Origin of the sequence: Veillonella parvula (genome assembly GCF_047241225.1) — a bacterium.
GTDB classification, from domain to species: domain Bacteria; phylum Bacillota; class Negativicutes; order Veillonellales; family Veillonellaceae; genus Veillonella; species Veillonella parvula_O.
This window is the reverse complement of the sequence record NZ_JBKTIE010000001.1, coordinates 1-22,958: the sequence shown is the minus strand read 5'-3', so window position 1 is coordinate 22,958 and position 22,958 is coordinate 1. Positions and strand designations below refer to the sequence as shown.

The 22,958-nt window shown below is 39.8% G+C and carries 16 protein-coding genes, 3 tRNA genes, 1 pseudogene and 1 riboswitch; of the genes and pseudogenes, 2 read left to right on the top strand and 18 right to left on the bottom strand.

Annotated elements, in window-relative coordinates:
- Positions 1-126 precede the first annotated feature (126 nt).
- The 4 genes from ACLRYO_RS00100 to ACLRYO_RS00085 form a co-directional block, all read right to left on the bottom strand.
- On the bottom strand, positions 127-1,125 hold the full coding sequence (locus ACLRYO_RS00100) for an inorganic phosphate transporter (RefSeq protein ID WP_008601598.1): 999 nt from the start codon (positions 1,123-1,125) through the stop codon (positions 127-129).
- Positions 1,118-1,747: a DUF47 domain-containing protein gene (locus ACLRYO_RS00095; RefSeq protein ID WP_004697557.1), complete on the bottom strand. Its 630-nt coding sequence runs from the start codon at positions 1,745-1,747 to the stop codon at positions 1,118-1,120. The genes ACLRYO_RS00100 and ACLRYO_RS00095 overlap by 8 nt, the downstream gene beginning before the upstream one ends.
- Positions 1,748-2,020: 273 nt before the next feature.
- Positions 2,021-3,490 (bottom strand): [FeFe] hydrogenase, group A, encoded by a 1,470-nt coding sequence (locus ACLRYO_RS00090; RefSeq protein ID WP_278468322.1) that lies wholly within the window; start codon positions 3,488-3,490, stop codon positions 2,021-2,023.
- A gap of 132 nt (positions 3,491-3,622) precedes the next feature.
- Positions 3,623-5,638: an ABC-F family ATP-binding cassette domain-containing protein gene (locus ACLRYO_RS00085; RefSeq protein WP_278468324.1), complete on the bottom strand. Its 2,016-nt coding sequence runs from the start codon at positions 5,636-5,638 to the stop codon at positions 3,623-3,625.
- 112 nt (positions 5,639-5,750) lie between these two features.
- Between ACLRYO_RS00085 and ACLRYO_RS00080 the strand changes: the two genes are divergently transcribed.
- On the top strand, positions 5,751-6,071 hold the full coding sequence (locus tag ACLRYO_RS00080) for a hypothetical protein (protein WP_278468326.1): 321 nt from the start codon (positions 5,751-5,753) through the stop codon (positions 6,069-6,071).
- Positions 6,072-6,114: 43 nt separating this feature from the next.
- Here the strand turns inward: ACLRYO_RS00080 and ACLRYO_RS00075 are convergent, their stop codons facing one another.
- From ACLRYO_RS00075 to ACLRYO_RS00020, 12 genes and pseudogenes are all read right to left on the bottom strand, one after another.
- Positions 6,115-7,269: an MGDG synthase family glycosyltransferase gene (locus tag ACLRYO_RS00075; RefSeq protein WP_278468328.1), complete on the bottom strand. Its 1,155-nt coding sequence runs from the start codon at positions 7,267-7,269 to the stop codon at positions 6,115-6,117.
- 82 nt (positions 7,270-7,351) lie between these two features.
- Complete coding sequence (locus ACLRYO_RS00070) at positions 7,352-7,651, bottom strand: HU family DNA-binding protein (protein ID WP_004696710.1); 300 nt, start codon at positions 7,649-7,651, stop codon at positions 7,352-7,354.
- 51 nt (positions 7,652-7,702) lie between these two features.
- Entirely contained in the window at positions 7,703-8,473 is a 771-nt protein-coding gene (mazG, locus tag ACLRYO_RS00065) for a nucleoside triphosphate pyrophosphohydrolase (protein ID WP_101928795.1), read from the bottom strand.
- Positions 8,457-10,064, bottom strand: a complete 1,608-nt coding sequence (locus tag ACLRYO_RS00060) for a polysaccharide biosynthesis protein (protein ID WP_101928794.1) — start codon at positions 10,062-10,064, stop codon at positions 8,457-8,459. The genes mazG and ACLRYO_RS00060 overlap by 17 nt, the downstream gene beginning before the upstream one ends.
- Entirely contained in the window at positions 10,061-13,357 is a 3,297-nt protein-coding gene (gene mfd / locus ACLRYO_RS00055) for a transcription-repair coupling factor (protein ID WP_278468331.1), read from the bottom strand. The genes ACLRYO_RS00060 and mfd overlap by 4 nt, the downstream gene beginning before the upstream one ends.
- Positions 13,358-13,553: 196 nt before the next feature.
- Positions 13,554-13,638 (bottom strand) — tRNA-Leu (locus ACLRYO_RS00050).
- A gap of 565 nt (positions 13,639-14,203) precedes the next feature.
- Positions 14,204-14,376: riboswitch (cobalamin riboswitch) on the bottom strand.
- A 137-nt stretch (positions 14,377-14,513) separates the two neighbouring features.
- Complete coding sequence (locus tag ACLRYO_RS00045) at positions 14,514-15,629, bottom strand: ABC transporter permease (protein ID WP_156697027.1); 1,116 nt, start codon at positions 15,627-15,629, stop codon at positions 14,514-14,516.
- Positions 15,629-16,741 carry an ABC transporter permease gene (locus ACLRYO_RS00040; RefSeq protein ID WP_278468334.1) on the bottom strand — a complete coding sequence of 371 codons (1,113 nt, stop codon included), beginning with the start codon at positions 16,739-16,741 and terminating at the stop codon, positions 15,629-15,631. The genes ACLRYO_RS00045 and ACLRYO_RS00040 overlap by 1 nt, the downstream gene beginning before the upstream one ends.
- Positions 16,738-17,499, bottom strand: coding sequence for an ABC transporter ATP-binding protein (locus tag ACLRYO_RS00035; RefSeq protein WP_413084674.1), 762 nt, complete (start codon positions 17,497-17,499; stop codon positions 16,738-16,740). The genes ACLRYO_RS00040 and ACLRYO_RS00035 overlap by 4 nt, the downstream gene beginning before the upstream one ends.
- 540 nt (positions 17,500-18,039) lie before the next feature.
- Positions 18,040-18,537 (bottom strand): annotated as a pseudogene (locus ACLRYO_RS00030) (ABC transporter ATP-binding protein); the annotation flags it as partial.
- 9 nt (positions 18,538-18,546) lie between these two features.
- Entirely contained in the window at positions 18,547-19,587 is a 1,041-nt protein-coding gene (locus ACLRYO_RS00025; protein ID WP_156697030.1) for an efflux RND transporter periplasmic adaptor subunit, read from the bottom strand.
- Between the two features lie 21 nt (positions 19,588-19,608).
- Positions 19,609-21,309 (bottom strand): efflux transporter outer membrane subunit, encoded by a 1,701-nt coding sequence (locus ACLRYO_RS00020; protein ID WP_156697031.1) that lies wholly within the window; start codon positions 21,307-21,309, stop codon positions 19,609-19,611.
- Positions 21,310-21,477: 168 nt separating this feature from the next.
- Between ACLRYO_RS00020 and ACLRYO_RS00015 the strand changes: the two genes are divergently transcribed.
- Complete coding sequence (locus ACLRYO_RS00015) at positions 21,478-21,756, top strand: helix-turn-helix domain-containing protein (protein WP_156697033.1); 279 nt, start codon at positions 21,478-21,480, stop codon at positions 21,754-21,756.
- Between the two features lie 125 nt (positions 21,757-21,881).
- Here ACLRYO_RS00015 and ACLRYO_RS00010 read toward each other — a convergent pair.
- Positions 21,882-21,958: transfer RNA gene (locus ACLRYO_RS00010), tRNA-Arg, on the bottom strand.
- A 112-nt stretch (positions 21,959-22,070) separates the two neighbouring features.
- Positions 22,071-22,146: transfer RNA gene (locus tag ACLRYO_RS00005), tRNA-Trp, on the bottom strand.
- Positions 22,147-22,958 lie beyond the last annotated feature (812 nt).

The following is a 22,958-nucleotide window of genomic DNA, read 5'->3' as shown; positions in this document are numbered from 1 at the left end:
ATAGTAAATAGAATTTTAAAATAGAAAAGCAAATTATTTATAAATATGACAATATAGCAAGAATATTTTGATAAACAAAAAAGACTGCGTTTGCAGTCTTTTTTACTATAATAAAAAGTATATGAATTAGCCAAATAGTAAGTGACCTACTTCATAAGCAATAGCGGCAACGATGCCAGATAATGGAATCGTTACAAACCAAGCCATAACCATAGATCTTGCTACCCCCCAGTTAACGGCTTTAATACGTTTAGAAGAGCCTACACCTAGTAAAGAACCACTTACTACATGTGTAGTACTTACAGGCAAATGTAAGAATGTAGCTGTAAAAATAGTAATCGCCGAGTTTAAATCAGCAGCGAACCCATTAATAGTTTCTAGTTTGAAAATCTTGGTACCCATTGTAGAGATAATTTTCCAACCGCCTACAGCAGTACCCATAGCCATTGCAGTAGCACAACAAAGTTTTACCCAAATCGGTACATCTAATGTATCGATGAAACCACCGCTAAGTAAGGTTAATGTGATTATCCCCATCGCTTTTTGTGCATCATTAGAGCCATGAGAAAATGCCATCATAATTGCTGATACAATTTGCATGGATCTAAATCGATCATTTAAAGCAATTGGAGAAAATCTACCGAAAATAAGCAACAATACTTTCATCACAATATAGCCACCAATCATGGCTACAATCGGAGATAAAATAAGAGACAAAAAGATTTTTAAAATCCCCGCCTCATTCAATGCGTCAAATCCTACAGACCAACCCACAGCACCGATGATACCACCAATCAAAGCATGGGATGAGGAACTTGGGATCCCCCAATACCAAGTTAAAAGATTCCATGTAATGGCACCGATAAGAGCTGCAGAAATAATACCACTATCGATAAGAGATGGCGACATTACTATATCACCACCGATAGTCTTTGCAACACCGGTACTAACCATTGCACCCAAAAAATTGAGAGCAGCGGTCATCATAATTGCCTTTTTAGGCTCAATAGCTCGTGTAGAAACGGATGTGGCAATGGCATTCGCCGTATCATGAAAGCCATTGATATAGTCAAAGGCTAATGCTAAAAATACAACTAGCCATACTAAATAATGAGCATCAAGCATACTTCAATACTACCCGGCGGAATGTACCAACCAAATCTTCGCAGCCATCGATTACATCTTCCATAGCGCTAAGGATTTCCTTCCATTTGATAATTTCAATTGGATCTGTACACTCTGTAAAGAGCTTAGCCATTTCTTCATGATAAATATTATCCGCTTCAGACTCAAGTTTCAATACTTGGTGAACACGCCCCTCTACCTTCACATGATCCTTTTTAAGACTACCCATATAACCAATGGATTTGTTGATATGCTTAACGCATTTAACAACAATTTCACTCATGCGAATAGCACCATCACTTGGTTTGCCAACGTGATACATAACCATTTTATCCATGATTTCTTTGATATTATCCAATGTAGTATCCAGTTGGTCAATCAAAAGCTGAATATCCTCACGATCCATTGGAGTGATAAATGTTTTGCGCAAACGCTCTACAGTTTCATTTACTAATTCATCGGCAGCTTTTTCCTTTGTATCAATTTCAAGAAATGCCTCTTCCTTAGAGATATCCCCCTTAAACACGCGTTCCATCATTTCCGCACTTTCATAAGTTAGTGCAGCATGCTTTTCCAAAATACTGAAAAATTTTTCTTCTTTTCCTTTTAATTTAAAAGCCATGAAGATCCTCCCGAACCAGTATTGATTGCTTCTATAATAACAATTTAATTATAGCATACTACAGATAATTCCTAAACCAATTTACCAATCTCTATATTTTAACCCCTATGCGTATATGGCATATATAGAATCTACATCTGTGAAAACTTTTATTGACCATATTTCCACTATATAAAATAGATAAAAAAGCAGATAGCTGACTAACATATCAACTATCTGCTATATATTTCTTAGCTATCTTTGTGCTTTTTATTAACTAATAACCATCAACTCTTAGCTATTAGCTTCCGCCGCCGCTTTAGCCGCCTCTGCCGCCTTTTTCAAATTAGGTACGGATGTAGGGCATGTAGCAGGCGTACAAGCGCCGTTAGGGCCTAAATCTTCAGAACGATTTACAAAGGTAGTATGTAACATATGATGTGCTTTGTGGCTCATTGGTTTGCCATCAAAGAACTCAGCATACAATTTTTGGATATCTGGATTATCACAAGCAGCTTTTACAGTTACTTCTGCATCGCGAGTATACAAGGATGCAATGCGAGCTTCACGAGCTTTGTCAGCCATCGGTAATTTAACGCGTGGTTGACCACCACCACCGATACAGCCACCACGACAAGCCATTACTTCAATGAAGTCATAATGGATATTTTCTGCACGCATGCGTTCGATGAAGTTACGCAAATTACCTGTACCATGAACTGCCGCTACGTGTAATGTTTTATCGCCAATCACTACGTCTGCTTCGCGAGCACCGTCCATGCCGCGAATAGCTTCGAATGGAATCAATGTTTGAGGTGCATCTTCACCTGTCGCCATTTTGTAAGCCGCACGCATAGCCGCTTCCATAACGCCACCAGTGTTACCGAAAATGATACCACCACCAGAAGCTTCACCCATCAATGGATCGAATGCAGAATCTTCAAGATCATCAAAGTTGATTTCTTCTGCGCGCAACCATTTTGCAAGTTCCCGTGTAGTAATACAGTAGTCTGTATCGCGCATTTCTGGTGTATTCCAGTATTCCGCAGAGGAATTCATTTCATCACGACGAATTTCAAATTTCTTAGCTGTACATGGTGTTACTGCAACGGCAACGATTTGTTTTGCATCAAGGCCCATTTTTTCAGCAAAATATGTTTTTTGTGTAGGCGCTTGCATAGCAATCGGGCTCTTAGCCGTAGATAAGTTTGGCAAGAATTCTGGATAGAATGTTTCCGCAAACTTAACCCAAGCAGGACAACAAGATGTGAATTGAGGCAATACTGCATCGCTATTAATAACGCGTTCTAATAACTCAGATGCTTCTTCCATGATAGTCATGTCCGCACCAAAGTTTGTATCAAGAATATAATCGCCACCCAATTTACGAAGAGCAGCCACCATTTTGCCTTCTACAAATGTACCAGCATCAAGACCAAATTCCTCGCCTAAGCCAACACGTACGGCAGGCGCAGTTTGGAAGATGACGATTTTATTAGGGTCAGCAATAGCTGCTTTTACTTCATCAATTTCAGAGCGTTCATTAATGGAATCGAATGGGCAAATAGATGCACATTGACCACAATGAATACAAATTGGATGATCCCCATTTGTTGTTAAATCATAATAATCAAATACACCCATGTCTACAGCACAAGCTTTACGACATAAGGAGCAATTTTTACATTTGGTTAAATCTTGTACTAATGCAATATTTCCGTCTTCAATTGGCACGCGACGGTCTAAAAATTGGTACTTACTCATGAGTTCCTCCTACTTAGGTAACGTTGTTATCGTTAATCGTAGAAATTATACTATACATTGTGAGTTTTATCAATAAACTTACACGTAATTCCTTTGCATAACAGATATTAAAAAATAGCATGATAAAAGGAGTTATAGGCGTTCCTCTAATTCCATCCACCGTTCAGTGAGCGCATCTATTTGAGTCTGTGTTTCTTCTCGTTCCTCCATCAGTGACTGCATTTTTTCATAATCAGTAGCCACTTGGCTTATCATAACATCGAGGCCCTTCACTAAATGTTCTAGCTTAGGCAATTCATCCATAATTTTGGCATACTCCGCTTCTTCTGCTTTATTGAGACCCTTCTTTGGTATTTCTTTGAAAGTATCTGTTTCATCACTAGCTACAACATTATCATTTCCAAGGGTATCTACCCTATTAGATTGATTATCAACAGAGTCATCGCTATCAGCCTCTCCACCTTCTACAGCTCGTACCGCTTTGGAATTAGCCGGTATATTATCATTTGGCATATAGAATGGGCGCTTGCTGCCACTACTTTCATCAAGAGCATCTTTGTAGTCAGAATACGAGCCATGAACGATTTCAATATGCCCATCGCCGGTAAAGACAAACAGTTTATCCACTACGCGGTCTAGGAAGTACCGATCATGGCAAACGGTGATGATGACGCCACTAAAGGAGTCAAGGAAATCCTCTAATACCTCCAATGTTGGAATATCAAGATCATTCGTCGGTTCGTCCAGCAATAATACGTTAGGGGCGCTCATCAACAATTTTAAGAGGTATAAACGACGACGTTCCCCGCCAGAGAGTTTTCGAATCGGTACACCATGTAATTCTGGGGTAAAAAGGAATCGCTCAAGGATTTGTCCTGCGCTCAATGTAGATCCATCACCGAGTACCATATAAGAGTGGTCCTCACGAATATAATCGAGAACGCGCATATCTTCATCAAATTCAGGTAGCTCTTGTTTAAAATGAGCAATGCGAACGGTCTCACCTTTACCGATAGTGCCTCTCGTCGCTTCGTAGGTGCCATCAAGGATATTCATAAAGGTAGACTTACCAACACCATTGGGCCCTACTATACCGATACGATCATGGCGTACCACGTGATAGGTAAAGTCCTTAATCATAGGACGTTCATCAAAATAAAACTCTAAATGCTCAATATCAAAGATGGTTTTTCCTAAACGTGTCTTCAGCGCAATAGGATCCATTTGATCCGGACGACGGGTTTTCTCCATATTCTTTAATTTTTCGTAACGGTCAAGACGAGCCTTTTGTTTTGTAGTTCTAGCCAGAGCACCACGACGTACCCATTCGATTTCTCGTTTTAAAAATTGACGTCGTTTTTCTTCCGTAGCAGCTTCACGAGCCTCTCGATCAGCTTTCAAGGCAATAAATTCTTCATAATTGCCATCGTATTGATACATATGACGATTTGATAGCTCTAAAATACCATTACATACGGAATCGAGGAAATATCTATCATGGGTACTGATTAATAATCCTCCTTGACGTGTACTCAAATACGACTCCAACCAATCGATACTATCTTCATCCAAATGGTTAGTCGGCTCATCTAGCAATAAAAGATCACATGGATATAGCAATGCTTGCCCCAATGCAAGACGACGCTTTTGCCCTCCTGATAACATAGCTACCTTTTGCTCCACATCAGGAAAGCCCAATTTAGATAAAATAATGCGTGCCTCTTGTTCTACTTGCCACCCGTCTTGTTGATCCATTTGCTCCAATGCATTCATATAGTTACGAGACAATTTAGCATCATCACTACCAGACTCTTGCATTTGGCGGTACTCACGACTAATACTTTCAAAGGCTTTTACCATCTGTAAGCGAGGATGATCTCCATCAAGAACTGCTTCTAATAAGGTAGATTCCGCATCAAAATCAGGTGTCTGCGCTAAGTAATGGATGCTGGCCTTACCATTACGCTCAATGGTGCCTTTATCAGCTTCCATTTGGCCTGCTAATATTTTTAGAAATGTAGACTTACCCGTTCCGTTGATGCCCACAAGACCTAATCGTTTTTCCGTGGTAAAAGTCATACTCACCTCTTTAAACAGTAGCCTTGTGCCATATGATTTCTCTATGTTCTGTAAACTAATAACGTTCATATTCCGCTCCTATTTTGTAATTCTGTTATTTATTATACTACACATTACCATTGACAGTAACAGGCGCCCTCAGTAGAATAAACGTAACATATATATTCATGAGGAGGTCCACATGGCGACGGATATAGTTTTAGACTTTTATGAAAGTATCAACTTTGAACTTATCGACATTGATGGGTATGACACATTATTTACTGAGCTCTTAGAGGATGGCACGTATGCAACTGTGTCCGATGATGACGGCTATATGCCAGAGGACTTAGAGACACCAGTCGTATTCAATGTGTACGACGATAACGACTCCTTCCAATGGAGTGTTACCCTTGATGACTCTTACCAATTAAAAGATCTATTGGATGGTGCAGAAAGTACAGATGCTTTCTTAGTTACATTACAAAAACTTCGAAAAGAACATATTGAACAGTATCAATAGAAAAAAGCGATGGCCCTTTAGGTCATCGCTTTTTCTATATTGGTTAGCTAATTGCCTCTTGAGCTTTCACAAGCTCATCTTGTGCACTAGCATCTAAAATTTCAATGAGACTATTTACGATATCAGCAGCCCCATCCACATGCCATTCGCGAGCACGTTCAGACATTTGTTGAAGTCGCGGAGAATTAATTAACAGTGCAGTTACCACATCTTCTAAGTTGTGAATATCGCGAGCCCAACGAGCACATCCCCGTTGCTCTAACAGTTCTGCATTTGCCTCTTCCTGCCCTGGGATAGCATTAAAGAATACCATTGGCAATCCGATTGTAACAGCCTCCATACAGGTCAATGCACCAGGTTTTGTAACGAGCAAAGACGATGATTTCATGAGCTCAGAAATATTGGTAGTATAACCATATACGGTGGTCTTCGTCTTCATAGATTCACTAAGTACAACTAACGATTCGTAAAGAGACGTATTTTGTCCAGCTACAACGGTAATCTCACCAATACCATTTACTTCATCTAGATGTTTTAAAGCCGTCTCAAGAGAGCCTAAACCCAGGCCACCCCCCATAACAAGAACTTTCACAGGTTCCTCTAAGCTATACTCTTCAATAGCATCACGGAAAAAAGATCGCCGCACTGGAATGCCAGATACATGAATACGAGATTCATCGATACCTGAAGCTACCATTTCAGGTACCATAGATTCTGTTGCAACATAGTAAACATCAATCTGTGGATAGAGCCAAAACTGATGACTACTAAAGTCTGTCATAATAGCCACTAGTGGTACATTTATATGACCTTGACGTTTTAAAATCGATGCCGCCCCACAAGGAAATGGATGTGTAAAGACCATTACATCTGGCTCTTCTTGTTGTACTAGTTTAAGCATGCGGCTTTTAAGTAGGTACGACAATGCGGTTTGCATAATGGTACCTCGTTTTTCCCCTTTCGATACGCGATAAATCATATCATAGAGCATGGGGAATACGTCAATCATCTTGATATAGGTACCCTTAATTAAATGCTCTACAGACATAGTTTCTGTATCAAGAAAATCAACATGAGTAATTGATGCTTGTGGCTCTTTTTCTTTCCAATATTCTTCTATGGCTCTTGCGGCTTGCATATGTCCAGTGCCGATTGAGGCGGACACGATGAGAACCTTCCTTGATGTTTCATTATTCATAATGCACCCTTTCTCTGTGCATTATACCATAAATAGATAAAAAAAAGAGACCTCGAAAGGTCTCTTTCACATCCAATATGGATTATTTTTTGCGTTTTTTAGCTTTTGCAGCGTTAACTTGTTCTTTCAAACCTTTACCAGCTTTGAATGCAGGAGATTTGGAAGCTGCAATTGTGATAGTTTTACCGTTTTGTGGGTTACGGCCTTCACGAGCTGCGCGTTCACGAACTTCGAAAGTACCGAAGCCGATAACTTGTACTTTACCACCAGCTGCTAATTCTTGAGCTACTGTGTCAAATACAGCTTTCACTGCTTTTTCAGCATCTTTTTTAGTTAATTCAGTTTTTTGTGCAACACTTGCGATTAATTCTGTTTTGTTCATGACAGAACCTCCTTAAAATTACAATACCTTAGAAGTGTATAAACCTCTAGGTTACTTTTCCTGCACTTTAGCCTCCTCCCAAAAAGCATCCAGCTCAGCTAATGAAAAGTCTTCCCATGAGCGATCGCTTTGGTTAACACAAGCTTCTACATGTAAAAAACGCTGTCGGAACTTTGTGTTTGTGCGATTTAGTGCATTTTCACCGCTTATTTTATACCATCTGAATAGATTAATCAAGGAAAAAAGCACATCTCCTGCTTCTTTTTCCATATTTTCTCTATTATTTTGGTCAATAGCCTCCTTAAATTCCCCCATTTCTTCGGAAACTTTAGCCCAAACAGGATCAAGCTCATCCCAGTCAAATCCTAGCTTTGCAGCCTTTTCTTGGAGCTTATAAGCCGCCATTAAAGCAGGTAAACTTTTCGATACACCATCCAATACAGAATTTTGAATATTTTTCTTTTCTTGTGCCTTTAATTCATCCCAAGTGTATGACTTTTCATCTTTTTCAGGATTAAAAACACGAGGATGACGACGAATCATTTTTTCAGCAACATCATTAATTACATCTTGAAATGTAAAATGACCAGCCTCCTCTGCTAATTGACTGTGAAAGACAACTTGCAATAATACATCACCTAACTCTTCACGAAGATTTGGCATATCTTTATTATCAATGGCATCTACTACCTCGTAAGTCTCTTCTATAAAATAGCGGCGTAAAGATTCATGCGTTTGCTTTTGATCCCAAGGACAGCCATTTGGTGCACGCAAAGTTTTCACTACATCGACTAAAGGTTGAATATCAATATTGTTCTTCATATAGCTTTGCTTCCTCCCTATTGCGTCTAGCTTGTAAGCGCTTGCCTATGATTGGGAAATGGTAAATATCATCTTTTACGACAGCTTTAGTAAGCCATAACGATAAACCATATACAAAAATAGCCACTACAATTGCTGCAGCCACAGCGCCACCATTGCCTAATAAATCAACAGTGCTCACATAGATGACTTGTGTAGCACCGCCCATGGCCATGGCAGATACTATTATTTTTAATAACTCTAATGTGTTCAGTACCGAACCTACATATCTTTTTACAAAAATATAGTTAATAAGCGCTGCAATAGCAAAGTTTAAATTCGTCGCCCAAGCCGCACCATTAATGCCCAACTCAATACTACCTGTCAATTCATAATCTAAGAATGTCTTCACTAATAAGCCTATAAAAATCGATACCATAGGAATTATTGTTCTTCCTAACCCTTGCAAAACACCTGCAGTAACCTGCTGCCAACCGAGGAACACAATACTCAAGCTAATAACAGCAATAACAGGTCCTGCATGAGGTGTTGCATATATTAGTTGTGATATTGGCGTAGCTAGTACACAAAGTCCAATGCAGGCTGGAATCGTAAACATATTAGCAATTTTAATCGCCGTTTCCGCCCGTTTCACGATGCGATGTACATCACCTTGAGTATGTGCCTCAGATACGGCTGGTACAAGACTAGCGGCTAAGGATGTAGTTAGAATGATCGGCAACCCAATCAGAGATGTTGCCATACCCGTCAGATAACCAAATTGTGTGGTTGCTTCATTGAGATAGTATCCAATATCCATCAATCGTTTTGGGACGATAAATGTATCAATGAGTGATACCATCGGAAGCATAATATTCGCCATAGAAACCGGTATGGCAAGACTAAACAATCGTTTAACTACGGTGCCGTTACTTTCACAAATGGCATTAGGATTCTGTTGTGAAAACATTTTTTCTCGAATATTGCGTTGTCGGTAGTAAAAATAAATTAATACAAGTAACCCCGCCAATACGCCTGGGAATGTAGCAAAGGTCGCACCACCTGCCGCCAAATGAAGTCCTCGATCAATGAAGTAGTATGCCAAACCTACCATAGAAGACACGCGAAAGATCTGTTCAAATACTTGACTCATACCAGTAGGTACCATGTATTGGAAACCTTGGAAATACCCTCTAAAACAGCTTAGGATAGTCACTACAAAAATGGCTGGAGATAATAGCTGAATAGCAATTAAAGCACGTGGATCGGTGATGATTTGATTGTCTACGAGCCATTGTGCACTACCATATAAGGCCAAACTGAACACAAAGCCTAAAATAGCGAGTACCCTTAATGATACAAAAAATACTTGTTGTACGCCTCGCATATCATCATTAGCAAGCTTTTCCGCAATCATAATAGATATGGCTACAGGAATACCTGCAGCAGAAATACTAACGATAATTTGATAGATTGGATAGGCCATCATATATAGGCCAATCCCTTCACCACCTAAAATCCGTGCGATAAGAACTTTACTAAACGCACCGATGACCTTCACGATAATACCGGCTAAGGTTAAAATCATGGCACCCTTTAAAAATCGATTCATAGGCCCTCCTTAGTCGGTGACTTGTGGCTAAGAGCCTTTATCACCGCTTCCGTAATGGTCAAAATAGAACCTTTCATACCATTAAGGCTCACATATAATGTGGCTGGTTTGGTATCCATAAACTTCATTTTTTTCCATAAATCTTCTGGTACAGCCCCCATATCCCAATCGGCCATTTTAGAATCGTCATGCCAATGGATAGTGAGTTGCTTATCTCTACGGACGATACTCTTAATGCCCAGTAGACGTGCTTGCTCCTTAATTTGAGCAATGCGCAACAAACGGTCTACTGGATCGGTTGGTGTACCGAAGCGATCAATGAGCTCATCCGTCATATCGTCGAGTTGCTCTTTAGATTTAATATGTAACAATCGTTGGTATACAGAAATCTTACGAGCACTATCTTTGATATACGCATCATCAATAAACGCATCTACCTCTAAGTCGATAGCTGGATCAATGGATACATCTCGCTCAACTTCTTTATTTTGAGCCTTTGCAATCGCCTCTTCTAACATACTCACGTACATACCAAAGCCGACAGATGCGATATTACCATGTTGCTGTGAGCCTAATAGATTACCGGCACCGCGAATCTCTAAATCTCTCATGGCTAACTTAAATCCTGCGCCGAGCTCAGTGAACTCCTCTATAGCTTTTAAACGCTTTTCAGCTGCCTCTGAAAGTATTTTATCTGGCCGATACATAAAGTATGCATAAGCACGTCTACGAGAACGGCCTACACGCCCTCGCATTTGGTATAGCTGAGATAAACCTAAACGATCCGCATCATAAATAATGATAGTATTGGCGTTAGGAATATCTAAGCCGGTTTCAATGATACTCGTGGACAAGAGCACATCATAATGACCTTCATAGAAATCGGTCATAATCTCCTCAATTTGACGGCCTGTCATCTGTCCATGAGCGATAGCATAGCGTAAATCAGGCAAGGCAGCCGCTAATAGCTCTCCCATATGATTAATGGATGCAACACGATTATATACAAAGTAAACCTGTCCGCCCCTCGCCAATTCTCGCTTGATAGCATCTGCGATGAGATTCATATCGTATTCCACCACATAGGTTTGAACAGGTAAGCGCTCCTCTGGTGGAGTATTGATAACAGACATTTCTCGAACGCCAACGAGGGACATATGTAAAGTCCGCGGAATCGGTGTAGCACTCAAGGTGAGTACATCGATATTGCTAGCCCACTCTTTCCACTTTTCTTTCTGTGCTACCCCAAAGCGTTGCTCCTCGTCTACAACAAGCATTCCTAAGTCTTTGAATACCACCTTTTTGTTAAGTAATGAATGGGTTCCAATGAGAATATCAATAGATCCATCCTCTACGCCTTTAAGAATTTGCTTTTTCTCTGATGTAGTTCGGAATCGATTGAGTACATCTACTTTAACCCCGAATGGAGCAAATCGATTTAAAAAGGTTTGGAAATGTTGCTGTGCTAATACCGTGGTCGGTACAAGTACCGCTACTTGTTTACCGCTCATAACGGCCTTAAAAATGGCGCGCATAGCCACTTCCGTTTTACCAAAGCCTACATCACCAGCGAGCAAGCGATCCATAGGAACAGGTCGTTCCATAGATTCTTTAATTTCCGCCGTAGCCTGTAACTGGTCTTCCGTCTCCTCATATGGGAACGCATCTTCAAACTCTTGCTGCCATGGTTGATCCGGCAAGAATGCAAAGCCTTCTGTGATTTCTCGTTGTGCATATATCTCAACGAGCTTATCTGCCAAATCATCAATGGATTTTTTTGCCTTTGTAACAACTTTAGCCCAGTCACGGCCACCCATCTTATTAATACGTGGCACATCACCTTCGTTGCCAATATATTTTTGCAGTTGATCTAAATTATTAGCTGGTAAGAACAGTTTGTCCGTTCCAGCATAAGCAATCTCAATATAATCGCGGTGAATGCCTTCCGTTTCAATTGTTTTGAGACCAATATACTTGCCGATACCATGCATACTATGTACTACATAGTCACCAGGTGTTAAATCCGTGAAATAATTGATCTCTTGGCCCTTTTTAGGCTTATTTCGAAGCTTGCGCTTTTGTTGTCCGTAAATATTACCTTCTACGACAACTACGAGATGGCTATTGGGCAATTCAAAACCATCTGTTAATAATCCTTTTAAAATAACGACAGTGTTCGGCTTTGCTATCCATGTATCACTATGAGTAAATGCAATATTTTCCCCTTCAAGGGCACGCTCAATACCTTCTCGTCGTTGCTGATTATTTAATACTAGTACCACTTGGTGATTTAAACGATGCCATTGGTTTATTTCGTCTGTTAATAGGGGAATTTGACGCTCAAAGCTCGTCATCGTCTTCCCTTGAATACCAATAGGGTTAAATCCAGTGAGACCAATAGAGCGTTGTTGCATAAATGTGAAAGCCACTTGATTCATAGAATCTACAGTGCGTTGTAGTTCATTCCAATCACAATGATTTTTCCGATGTGTAGGATCTTCCTTAAGGAATTTCTTTAATGCTTCTTGAATACGACCTGGCTCATCATAAATTAGAGTGCCCTCTTTCACATAAGATAATAAAGTACTTTCTGCATCACTTTTACCAAGAAAGAAAGGCGTCACCGTGTAGGATTCAATTTGCTCAATGGAACGTTGATTCTCAACGGAGAAGAAACGCAATGTATCGATCTCATCGCCAAAGAATTCAATACGAATCGGATGATCACTATTTACAGGATAAATATCCAAAATATCTCCACGCACGGCAAAATGACCACGTTGTTCCACCTGGTCTACGCGTTCATATCCAATTGTTACGAGCTGTTCAAGGACTACATCACGTTCAATCGCATCATTTAAAGCAAAATGCAACGATTGTCCCTTTAAGTAATGAGGAGATACAACATACTGTGTAACCTCTTCAGCATTGGCAATGACTACTGCCGGCTCTTGCCACGCCAACAGTGCTAATGCTCGCATCTGCGCACCTTGGTCTTCAAGACTGCGAGCCACAGTCGTAAAGTCTACATGATCTGTTGTAGGAAATGATAAGACTGGCACATTAGGCATGAAAAAAGCTAAGTCCCGTTCCCACATCTCTTTATGGTCCTTATCATGGACTACGATGACTACAGGTTTTGTAAGACCTGCAGAAAAAGATTGACTTAAGAGGAAACTCTTTTGAGATCCGCTAAGACCATATATGACTGACTTCCCCTTTCGCTGAAATGCGTTTAGCCCATCCACAAAGGATGGGTTCTGTGAAAGCAGTTTTGTTAATGTATTATCCATACTGCACCATATAGTATTACTATGATTGTATTAATTAAATAGTTCTAATTCATTTATTATAACATATAACGTAGTAGTTAAATCTGTACCTATCTTCCTATCAAAATGTATGTGTTTATCGATATAAATATCCACGTTAATACTTAATTTAGGCAAAAAAAATACACCTCTAAAGGTGCAATAGGTGCAATAAAGTTGGTGCGGGAGAAGGGACTTGAACCCCCACGCCGTAAGGCGCCAGATCCTAAGTCTGGTGCGTCTGCCAATTCCGCCACTCCCGCGTCTCAACTGAAATAATAATATCATGTATGGAATTCATCGTCAATCATTTTTTTATAAATGACTTAAAATTCATACATCGAAAAATATATTCCAAGGATAATAACTATCTAAACCTTACAATTTACGTAAACCTAAAACAAATTCTAAATCTAAAAACTCTTAACTCTACAATTGTATATATATTAACGCTTAACGCCTCATCTAAACCTTAACGCTACAGGTCTCAATCTAAAAGTTCTTACTGATAATTAATATTTGCAAAATAAAAAGAGACTGACCCAGAATCCGAACTACTAGAACCCTGGGTCAGCCTCTTTTTTAGGATGATGATGAATAAATGCATGCCCTACATTTACCATAAAATATATTAACAGTCATAACATACGTCATGCTGGTAATACCAAGAAGGTAAATCCACCATGACCATAGCACGACATTTAGGTCGTATAGAACTAAAATCTAAATTAAATATAATACAATTTAAATCCTATAGAACTAAAAAATCCTTTTTACGGATACGTAAAAAGGAGCTATTAACTTCTCCTCCCTATCTCTCGTAGGTCAAATGGTGAATGTTGAATAGGCAGTTCTCCTGACTCGGCTTCATCGCTCATCTAGCCTTCCCAGTTTCCCAGTGACTTAATTTAGACTCGCTCGACCATACAGTGGCGGGACCGTGCTGGCATTTAACCAGCTTCTCTATTATGCTTTTCAGCACCTATTCCCAAATATGATGTTTTCTATGCTTTTATTCTAACAGTCTAAATTCATTTCGTCAATACGGCAAAAGCATATTTATTAATAAAAAAAAGCTATATAGTTCTGCCGTATTGTTATAACAGAAATTAATAATTCAACTAGCTAGAAAACAAACTTATCCCACACGATTTCTAAACAACCACCCCGCCATTGACATAGTAACAATAGTTAATATAATCATAGGAATAAAGTTAAACCAAATATCCGTCAATCCTGCACCTTCTAGATAAATTCTGCGCATTGCCTCAACAGAAAACCGCATAGGATTTCCATATGTAAGATATTGCAATATTTTCGGCATATTATGTACAGGTGTGATTAATCCGGACAATAAGGCTAGTGGAAAAAGAAAGACAAAAACATATACGAGAACTTGCTGCATATTTTTTGCAATAGCCGAAATAGATAACCCCAATCCAATGCTACTACTTATAAACGTAAACAACACGGCATACACAAGAAATATATTGCCCCGAAATGGAACTTTAAACCAAAACATGGCTATTAATAACAATACAGTACTTTGAAACAGTCCTATTAACATGGGTGGTATAGACTTTGCAACCAAAATTTGCATAGATGATACGGGCGTTACCAATAATTGATCAAAGGTCCCCTGCTCTCGTTCTCGTGCCACAGATAGCCCCCCCAACATGATAACTTGTGTCATACTGATCAATATAACGAGACCTGTCAAGAAAGTCCAAGAAGACTGCTGATTTTCATTGTACCAGGTACGAGATTCAATTGTGATTCCCTTATGCTCAACACCTAACCAAGTCTGATTGAATTGAGAAATGATTTGCCCCATATAGGCTGTGGCAAGACCTGAAGTCATTGTATTCGTTCCATTTACAATAACAGTAATAGATGTAGGTTGTTTATGCTTTAAGTTTTCTTCAAAATCCTGAGGTATGATAACCGCCATAATAACCTTGTTGGAGTCTATTAATGGTGCGATTATATCCGGAGAGTTCGCAGATTGATACAGTTCAAAAACACCGGATGAATTAATAGTCGATTCTAATGCAGCTGCGGTCTGCGTATGACTTTCATCAATCAATACATAGGGAACCTTGTTGAGATTATAGGTTGCGGCATAACCGAAGAGGAACCCTTGAATAATGACCGGTAACAGTAAGATTATACGAGTTTTCGGATCTTTAAAGGTGGCTAATAGCTCTTTCCATATGATGGAGACAATTTGATTCCAATACAGGCGCCAATTCATTATTCCACCTTCTTCCGCGTAATATAAATTGTCAATATTGTAAAGCAAATAGCACACCCCGATAATACGGCACTATTTTTAATAATCAAATACCAGTTATTTCCACCTAGGAACAATGATTTCAGTAATTCTAAAAAATATGTAGGAGGTAAAAGCCGTGAAATATATTGAATCACCACAGGTTGTGAATGTGGATCAAATAAAAAACCCGTCAATATTAAAGCTGGTAAAAAACTGGTGAGTAATGCCATTTGACAAGCTAAGAACTGTTTCTTCGTAAACGCAGATATAAGTAGTCCCATATTTAAAGAAACAATCAAATACAATGTGGACACAATGCAGATGATCCATAAGGAACCACGCATAGGTACTTCATAAAAGAAATACGAAACACCGAGGCAAAACAACAGCCCCAACATGGCCAATACATAATAAGGCACTACCTTAGCCAAAATAATTTCAATAGGCTTAACTGGTGTAACGAATAAAGCCTCAAAAGTACCACGTTCCCATTCTCTAGCCATAACGACAGCCGTAAGAAAAACGGATACAATCGTCATGATAATCATAATAAGCCCGGGAATCAAAAACCAGGTACTTGTATTTGCCTCATTAAACCACATGCGAGGGTTCATTGTTATATATCCACCACGTAGCATAAACGGAATATTCTTAACGGCCCATAAGTTAATAGCTGAGTTTACATAACTTTCTATACTCATCGCTACCGAAGTATCGACACCATAGTAAATCCCCTGCACTTTCCCTTGTCCACGCATAATTTGATCAGAAAAGTCCTGTGGAATCACCAATATGGCATCTACCTTTCGTTTTTCCATCAATAGTTCCGCCGTTTTTCTATCGCGAACCGCTATAGGTTGAAAGTACTCAGAGCCGTATAAGGAGTCATACACACTTTGGGTCATCGAATCTTGACGTTCCATAACCACTGCTATCGGCACGTGTTTAACATCCAAAGTAACCCCTGAGCCGATGAGGATGATAAGTAGTATAGGTAGTACAACACCCAACAAAATAGTGCTGGGGTCGCGCAATACTTGTGAGGTTTCCTTATATACCAATGAGGAAAACCGTCTTATAAATCCGTTCATACGTCCTCCTCCTGTTCCCGTTTTTCCAGTATGACGGAGATAAACGCTTCATCCATAGTACAAGTCTCGTCGCCAGCAGTCCGTCTAACTTCATCAGGTGTTCCCAGTACAACGAGTTTCCCTGCATCCTGAATCATAATACGGTCACAATATTCCGATTCATCCATAAAATGAGTCGTAATAATAATCGTTGTTCCTCGCTTTGATAAAGAAGTAATCTGTCGCCAGAAATTACGCCGCGTAAGAGGATCAATACCACTTGTGGGCTCATCCAAGAAAAGAATTTTTGGCTCATGCATTAAGGCAGTCGCCATGGACAAGCGCTGTTTATAACCACCAGGCAAATCACCGGCTATCATATCGCGCACATCATTTAGACGAAACTCACTGATAACGGCTTCTATACGATCAAGCTTCTTCTGTCCGTGAAGGCCGTACACACCGGCAAAAAAATTCAAGTTTTCCATAACAGACAGATTACCGTACAAAGAAAACTTCTGCGCTACATATCCGAAATTGCTTCTTGCCGCCGTACGAGATTTAACGACATCAACGCCAGCTACACGTAAATCACCGCTCGTTACAGGTAATAATCCACACAACATACGAAATGTCGTCGTCTTGCCAGCTCCGTTTGGTCCAAGCAATCCGAATACTTCTCCGCGCTGTACCGTAAATGATGTATTAGCTACCGCCGTAAAATCACCGAATGTTCTCACCAAATGAGATACGGAAATTTCTACTGGACGCTCAACCATTTCATTGGGGGACAACAAACGCTTTCGTTCTTTCTCTATCGCACTTTCATCCAAGTCCATATCGATAGTATCTAAAAGGGAAGTCCTCTGTTTCGAAGTAAACTCATCCTCTTTTAACAGCATCATAAAGGTATCTTCCAAACGGCTTTGAACTGATTGTTCCTCCATACCGTACTCGCTAAGCCAAGGAATCGAAAGCATTTCTTTCGTTTTTATATATCGTACGGTACTAGCCTCCGGAACTGCATCTGCCACGCATTTTCTATCATCCATCAATGCGGCCTGTACATTTCGCATGCTCAATGACTTCGGAATTTTTACCTGAAAGCATCGCCCCTCAGACATTTGAGTCAATTCATTCGGTGTCCCAGTTGCTAAAAACCGCCCTTTATTAAGGACGAAAACATCTTTACAACGCTCCGCCTCATCTAAGTATGCAGTACTAACAAGTACGCTGATTCCATCTGTATGTACTAACGACTCTAAAATCTCCCATAACTCTCGCCTTGAAAATGGATCGACCCCTACGGTAGGCTCATCAAGCAATAATAACTCTGGAGAACGCACCAAGGTACAGGCTAAACTAAGCTTTTGCTTCATACCGCCCGACAATTTACCGGCAGGACGCTTAGTAAATTTTGATAGCCCCGTCATATGCAGTAATTTTTCGAACCGTTCCGTTCTCTCCCCCAAAGGGACACCATGTAAATCTGCATAGAGATTCATGTTTTCACTGACGGATAATTCCTCATAAAGCCCAAACTTCTGAGGCATATAACTGAGTTTATCTTGAACTTCCTGCGAATATGCTTTCACATTCATTCCAAGGACATCTAAAGAGCCAGACGTGGCATCCAATAAACCTGCAATTAAACGAATCAAAGTCGTTTTCCCCGCCCCATCTGGCCCAACCAACGCAGTTAAACAGCCTTTCCGAATTTTAAAATCCAAATGGTCCAATGCTATTATAGGATCAGCTCCAACAAGGGGAAATTCTTTATATAATTGTGACGCTTTGATTGCATATACATCATTCACCGCACACCTCTATATATCAATGGAAACAGTGGCAGGCATTCCTAAACGAAGGCGATTATTCGGGTCATCCACATATACCCGCACTTCATACACAAGTGTAGTACGCACATCCTCCGTTTCTACCGATTTAGGTGTAAATTCCGCTACGGAGGATATATATCCGATTGTGCCGTGAATCGGTTCATTCTTATTGGTATCCGTCGTCACATTCGCATCCATACCATTATAAATTTTCCCTAAATCCCGTTCGTTCACATACACACGGATCCATTTCTTAGTATTCTCAGCTAACTTAAATACAGGTGTATTCGGTGAAGCCATATCACCGACCTGTAATAATCGGGCCGTTATAACACCGTCTATAGGAGCCGTTAATACAGTTTGGTTTAACAAAAACTCCTGACGAGCCAATTCACTTTTCATCGAATCCAATTGTGCTTGGGCCTGTGCTATATCTTCCTGTCTTGGCCCTGCGACAGCTAAATTGTATGCTTGCTGAGCCTCATTTAATTTGGCTTCCGATACTTTCACCTTCGCCTGTATATCATCTACAGACTGTCGACTGACGGCCTTACCATTTGAAGCATTATATGATTTTTGTAACTTCTCTGCTTCTTGTTTCGATTGAGCTAACGCAGCTTCTGCAGATGTAACTCGTGCCGATGCTTGCGCGATTTCTTCTGGTCTACTGCCGGCTTGCAACTTGTCCACTATAGCTTTCTGTGCCGCAATGGTAGCCTTAGCCTTCTGTACAGCAAGATTCAATTCATCAGAATGTAAATACCCCAAAATCTGCCCTTGGCTCACGACCGCACCTTCATCCACCAAAAGGCTGGCAATCCGATCACTTCCCCGAAATGCAACATTCACTTCCCGCAGATTCACATTACCTTGCAACACGATGTGATGAGAGGCCATGTACGCTTCGTATTGATTATAAGCATAATATCCTACGCCACCCAAAATTATTAGAAAAGCAATCATTATACCTACGCACTTTTTTTTATTATTCGCCATCCAACGTTTAAGGACATCAAGTTTCTCTTTCATAATCATTCCCCGTTTCTCACACTATTTCTTAGCATGCGAGTCCGCCTCTGCCTCCTGATCCATGTCCATGGCTTCCCAACCACCGCCTAAGGATTTGAATAAACGAACGGTATCAGCAAACTCTTGCCCCCGACTCATGATATATTGCCGCCTTGCAGACAATACATTTCGTCGTGCATCAAGAACACTTAAGTAATCGCTAAGACCGGAGTCAAAATTGGTTTGCGCCAAAGATTCTGCTTGCTGTGCAGATTCTACAGCAGATTTCAATTCCTCAGACTTAATATGATCCTGAGATGCATCCGTTACCGCATTTCGGACCTCCCCTACAGCTTTCAAAACAGTCTCTTCGTAAAGTGCCAAGTATTCCTGTTCCTTTTCTGTTTGTACCTTTATATTCTTACGAATAGCACCGGCATTGAAAATAGGCATAGTGATAGATGGTCCTATTCCTATCATTTTACCGATAGCCGAAATAAGACCTCCCGATGAAAACGACTCCAAGCCTATACTGCCATTTAATGAAAATCTAGGCTTAAGGTCAGCCTTTGCAGCCTTGGTTTTCTGTTGTTGTGCCGCAATACGTCGTTCCGCCGCCTGAATATCAGGCCGTTGTCGTAAAGCTTCCGCCGGTATACCGATAAACATGTGTGGATCCACCGCAGGTAATGAAGTATTTTCCATCAATAACCCGTCAACCTCACCCGGAACCGTTCCCGTCAATATAGAGAGCGCGGACATTGTGGAAGCTATATTTTTCTTTAATGAAGGAATCTCCGCTTGAGTCTGAGATAATGCATATGTAGCCTGTTGTACAGGTAATTCGTTGATAATACCAGACTGATAGTTTATCTTAATCAGTTCCAACGCTTCCTGCTGACGCTTCACATCCTCTTCCGTTATGCGCAATTGCTCCTGTAAAGTTCTTAACGACATATACTGTAATGCTGTTTCCGCGCTCAATGATACCCAGGTGGAATATAAATCCGCCTGTGATGCTTGTAACGAATTCGATGCAGCTCGTGATTTTGCTTTTTGTCTCCCGAATATATCAATTTCCCATCGCGCATCAATTCCTAATTTACCGGTTTCTACATTTCTCGTCATCTTATCAGGTATAGGCAAATTCTTTATTGCTTCTCGGTCCGAATCCCATTCGCCCTGACCTCTATTAACCGACCATGAACCGGAAGCATCTAGCCAAGGTAATCGCTGTGCTTCAGCAATACCCAACTGTAACCGCCCTTGTCTAACTCGAGAACGAGCTACCTCTAACTGCCGATTATTTTTGAGGGTCAAATCAATTAATTGATCCAAGACAGGATCGTTAAAAACCTTCCACCAGTGGGCTAATTCTTCTTCACTGACCGCTTTCCCTTCTACAACCTCATACGGTAACGGATGTTTTCCCGCTTCCTCTACCCAAGAATGTTCATTCAATTCTTTAGTTGCTTTTTGTTTCTCTGAAAGCTTAGGCTCTTCAGCAGCAGTGCTCTTTTTCTTCTTTTTTTTGCCATCCTTGTAATACGATGCAATGACAGAACTGCCTTGGTCAGAATCGTCAACAGTTTTTTCAGACCTATGCTGTACTGTCGTATTATCTCGACTCGTTCGATTTGCATCGCCGTTTGATTGACTAAAACTGACGCCCGCGCTAGCACTCCAAGCCCCTAATGCTAAACATATATAAACAATTAAAAGTTGTTTTCTATTCGTCATCATAGCAAACCTCTTTTCATTTCCATATATTTCAGTATCATTGTATGTTCATCTTATAATATAAAACCATTATGTATCAATAATATGAAGTATCATTTTAATCTAACTTGAGTTTTATCAAACTTTCACATAAAATAAAAATGTATTAATATAATTCAAGTGGAGGCGATTATGTATATCGGTGAAATCATTAAAAGCTATCGCGAACAACATAATATGACGGTCGAAGAATTCGCAAATAAATCGAATCTAAGGCAAACAGAAATCAACCAATTGGAAGAATTATTTCAAAGCGATGGAACGACACCTCATCCTGTTGCAATGCGACAAATTAAAGCTATAGCTGAAGCCATCGGACAGCCAATCCCCATCATTATGAATCTTATTTCTGCAGATCAAGAAATCGTCGTTAACGTAGTAGCTGAATCAGATCAGCCACATGCGAAATAATAAAACTTAGTTAATTAAATAAAGATTATTAGCTCATAAAAGGACCCTACATAAATATGTAGAGTCCTTTATATACATATAAAAAGCAAAATAAAAAAGCACCACATTACTGTGATGCTTTAATTTGGTGACCCAGAAGGGATTCGAACCCCTGGCCTTTTGATTCGTAGTCAAACGCTCTATCCAGCTGAGCTACTGAGTCATGTACAAGGTACTCACTTATATTAACATAATGATTGCAGCTACGCAAGCATTTTTTAATATTTTTTGAGTAATTTTATGGACATGCGGTCCGAAGACCGCCATCCAAAATTTGGCAGGGGCAGTAGGACTTGAACCCACAACCAACGGTTTTGGAGACCGCTACTCTACCAATTGAGCTATACCCCTATGTTCATCAAGCTTTGCTTGATACTTGATTAGTTTAACAAATATTACATACTCTGTCAAGAAATAAAGGCCTTTTAATCGATAAAATAATAGTGATTATTAAAGGAAAAGAGCCCTTTCTCAAGGGCTCTTATGTCTACCTAACTTTTACCTTTATATATACGGGAGATGGTATATATAATTAGAGAGTTTTGTATATGTATTGTTTTGTTTATACACAGGGAGAGTATTGTTGTGTATTTAAGTGTTGTTTTATGTGTTGTATTGTTTTGTGTTGTTTGTATTATTTGTAAAAGGGACAGGTAAAAGTTATTAGTAGTAGACCTCCATTTCCTTAGTTGATCTCAATCAACTATAGCTAGTATATAGATAATTCGTGAAAACATAGTGAAAGTGATATGAAATATAATCAAAACGAGTAATTTTTGGTACATTTTGGTATATTATTAAATATCAGAAAAATATCTACAAAGCACGTATTTACTAGGTTAAACAGAGATCTATATAAAATAGTGATAATTCTATGCATGAATAGAATATGTAATAAATAGTAATTATTAAAATTTATAATTAGACCTTCATTAATTATATTATCAATTAATTGATAATATAATTAAAAAATAATGAACTAAGCGATGCAGTGAATCTATCGTCGTTTTATTCTTATTACCTTTAACTTGCCCTACTCACCAGGTCTCCTGGGAGGATAGAAAGCCATACATAAAAAAAGACACACCCTCAGGTGTGCCTTTGCTTCAATCAGCAGCTTCCTATCCTCCCAGGCCGTCTCCAGCCAAGTACTTTCGGCGTTT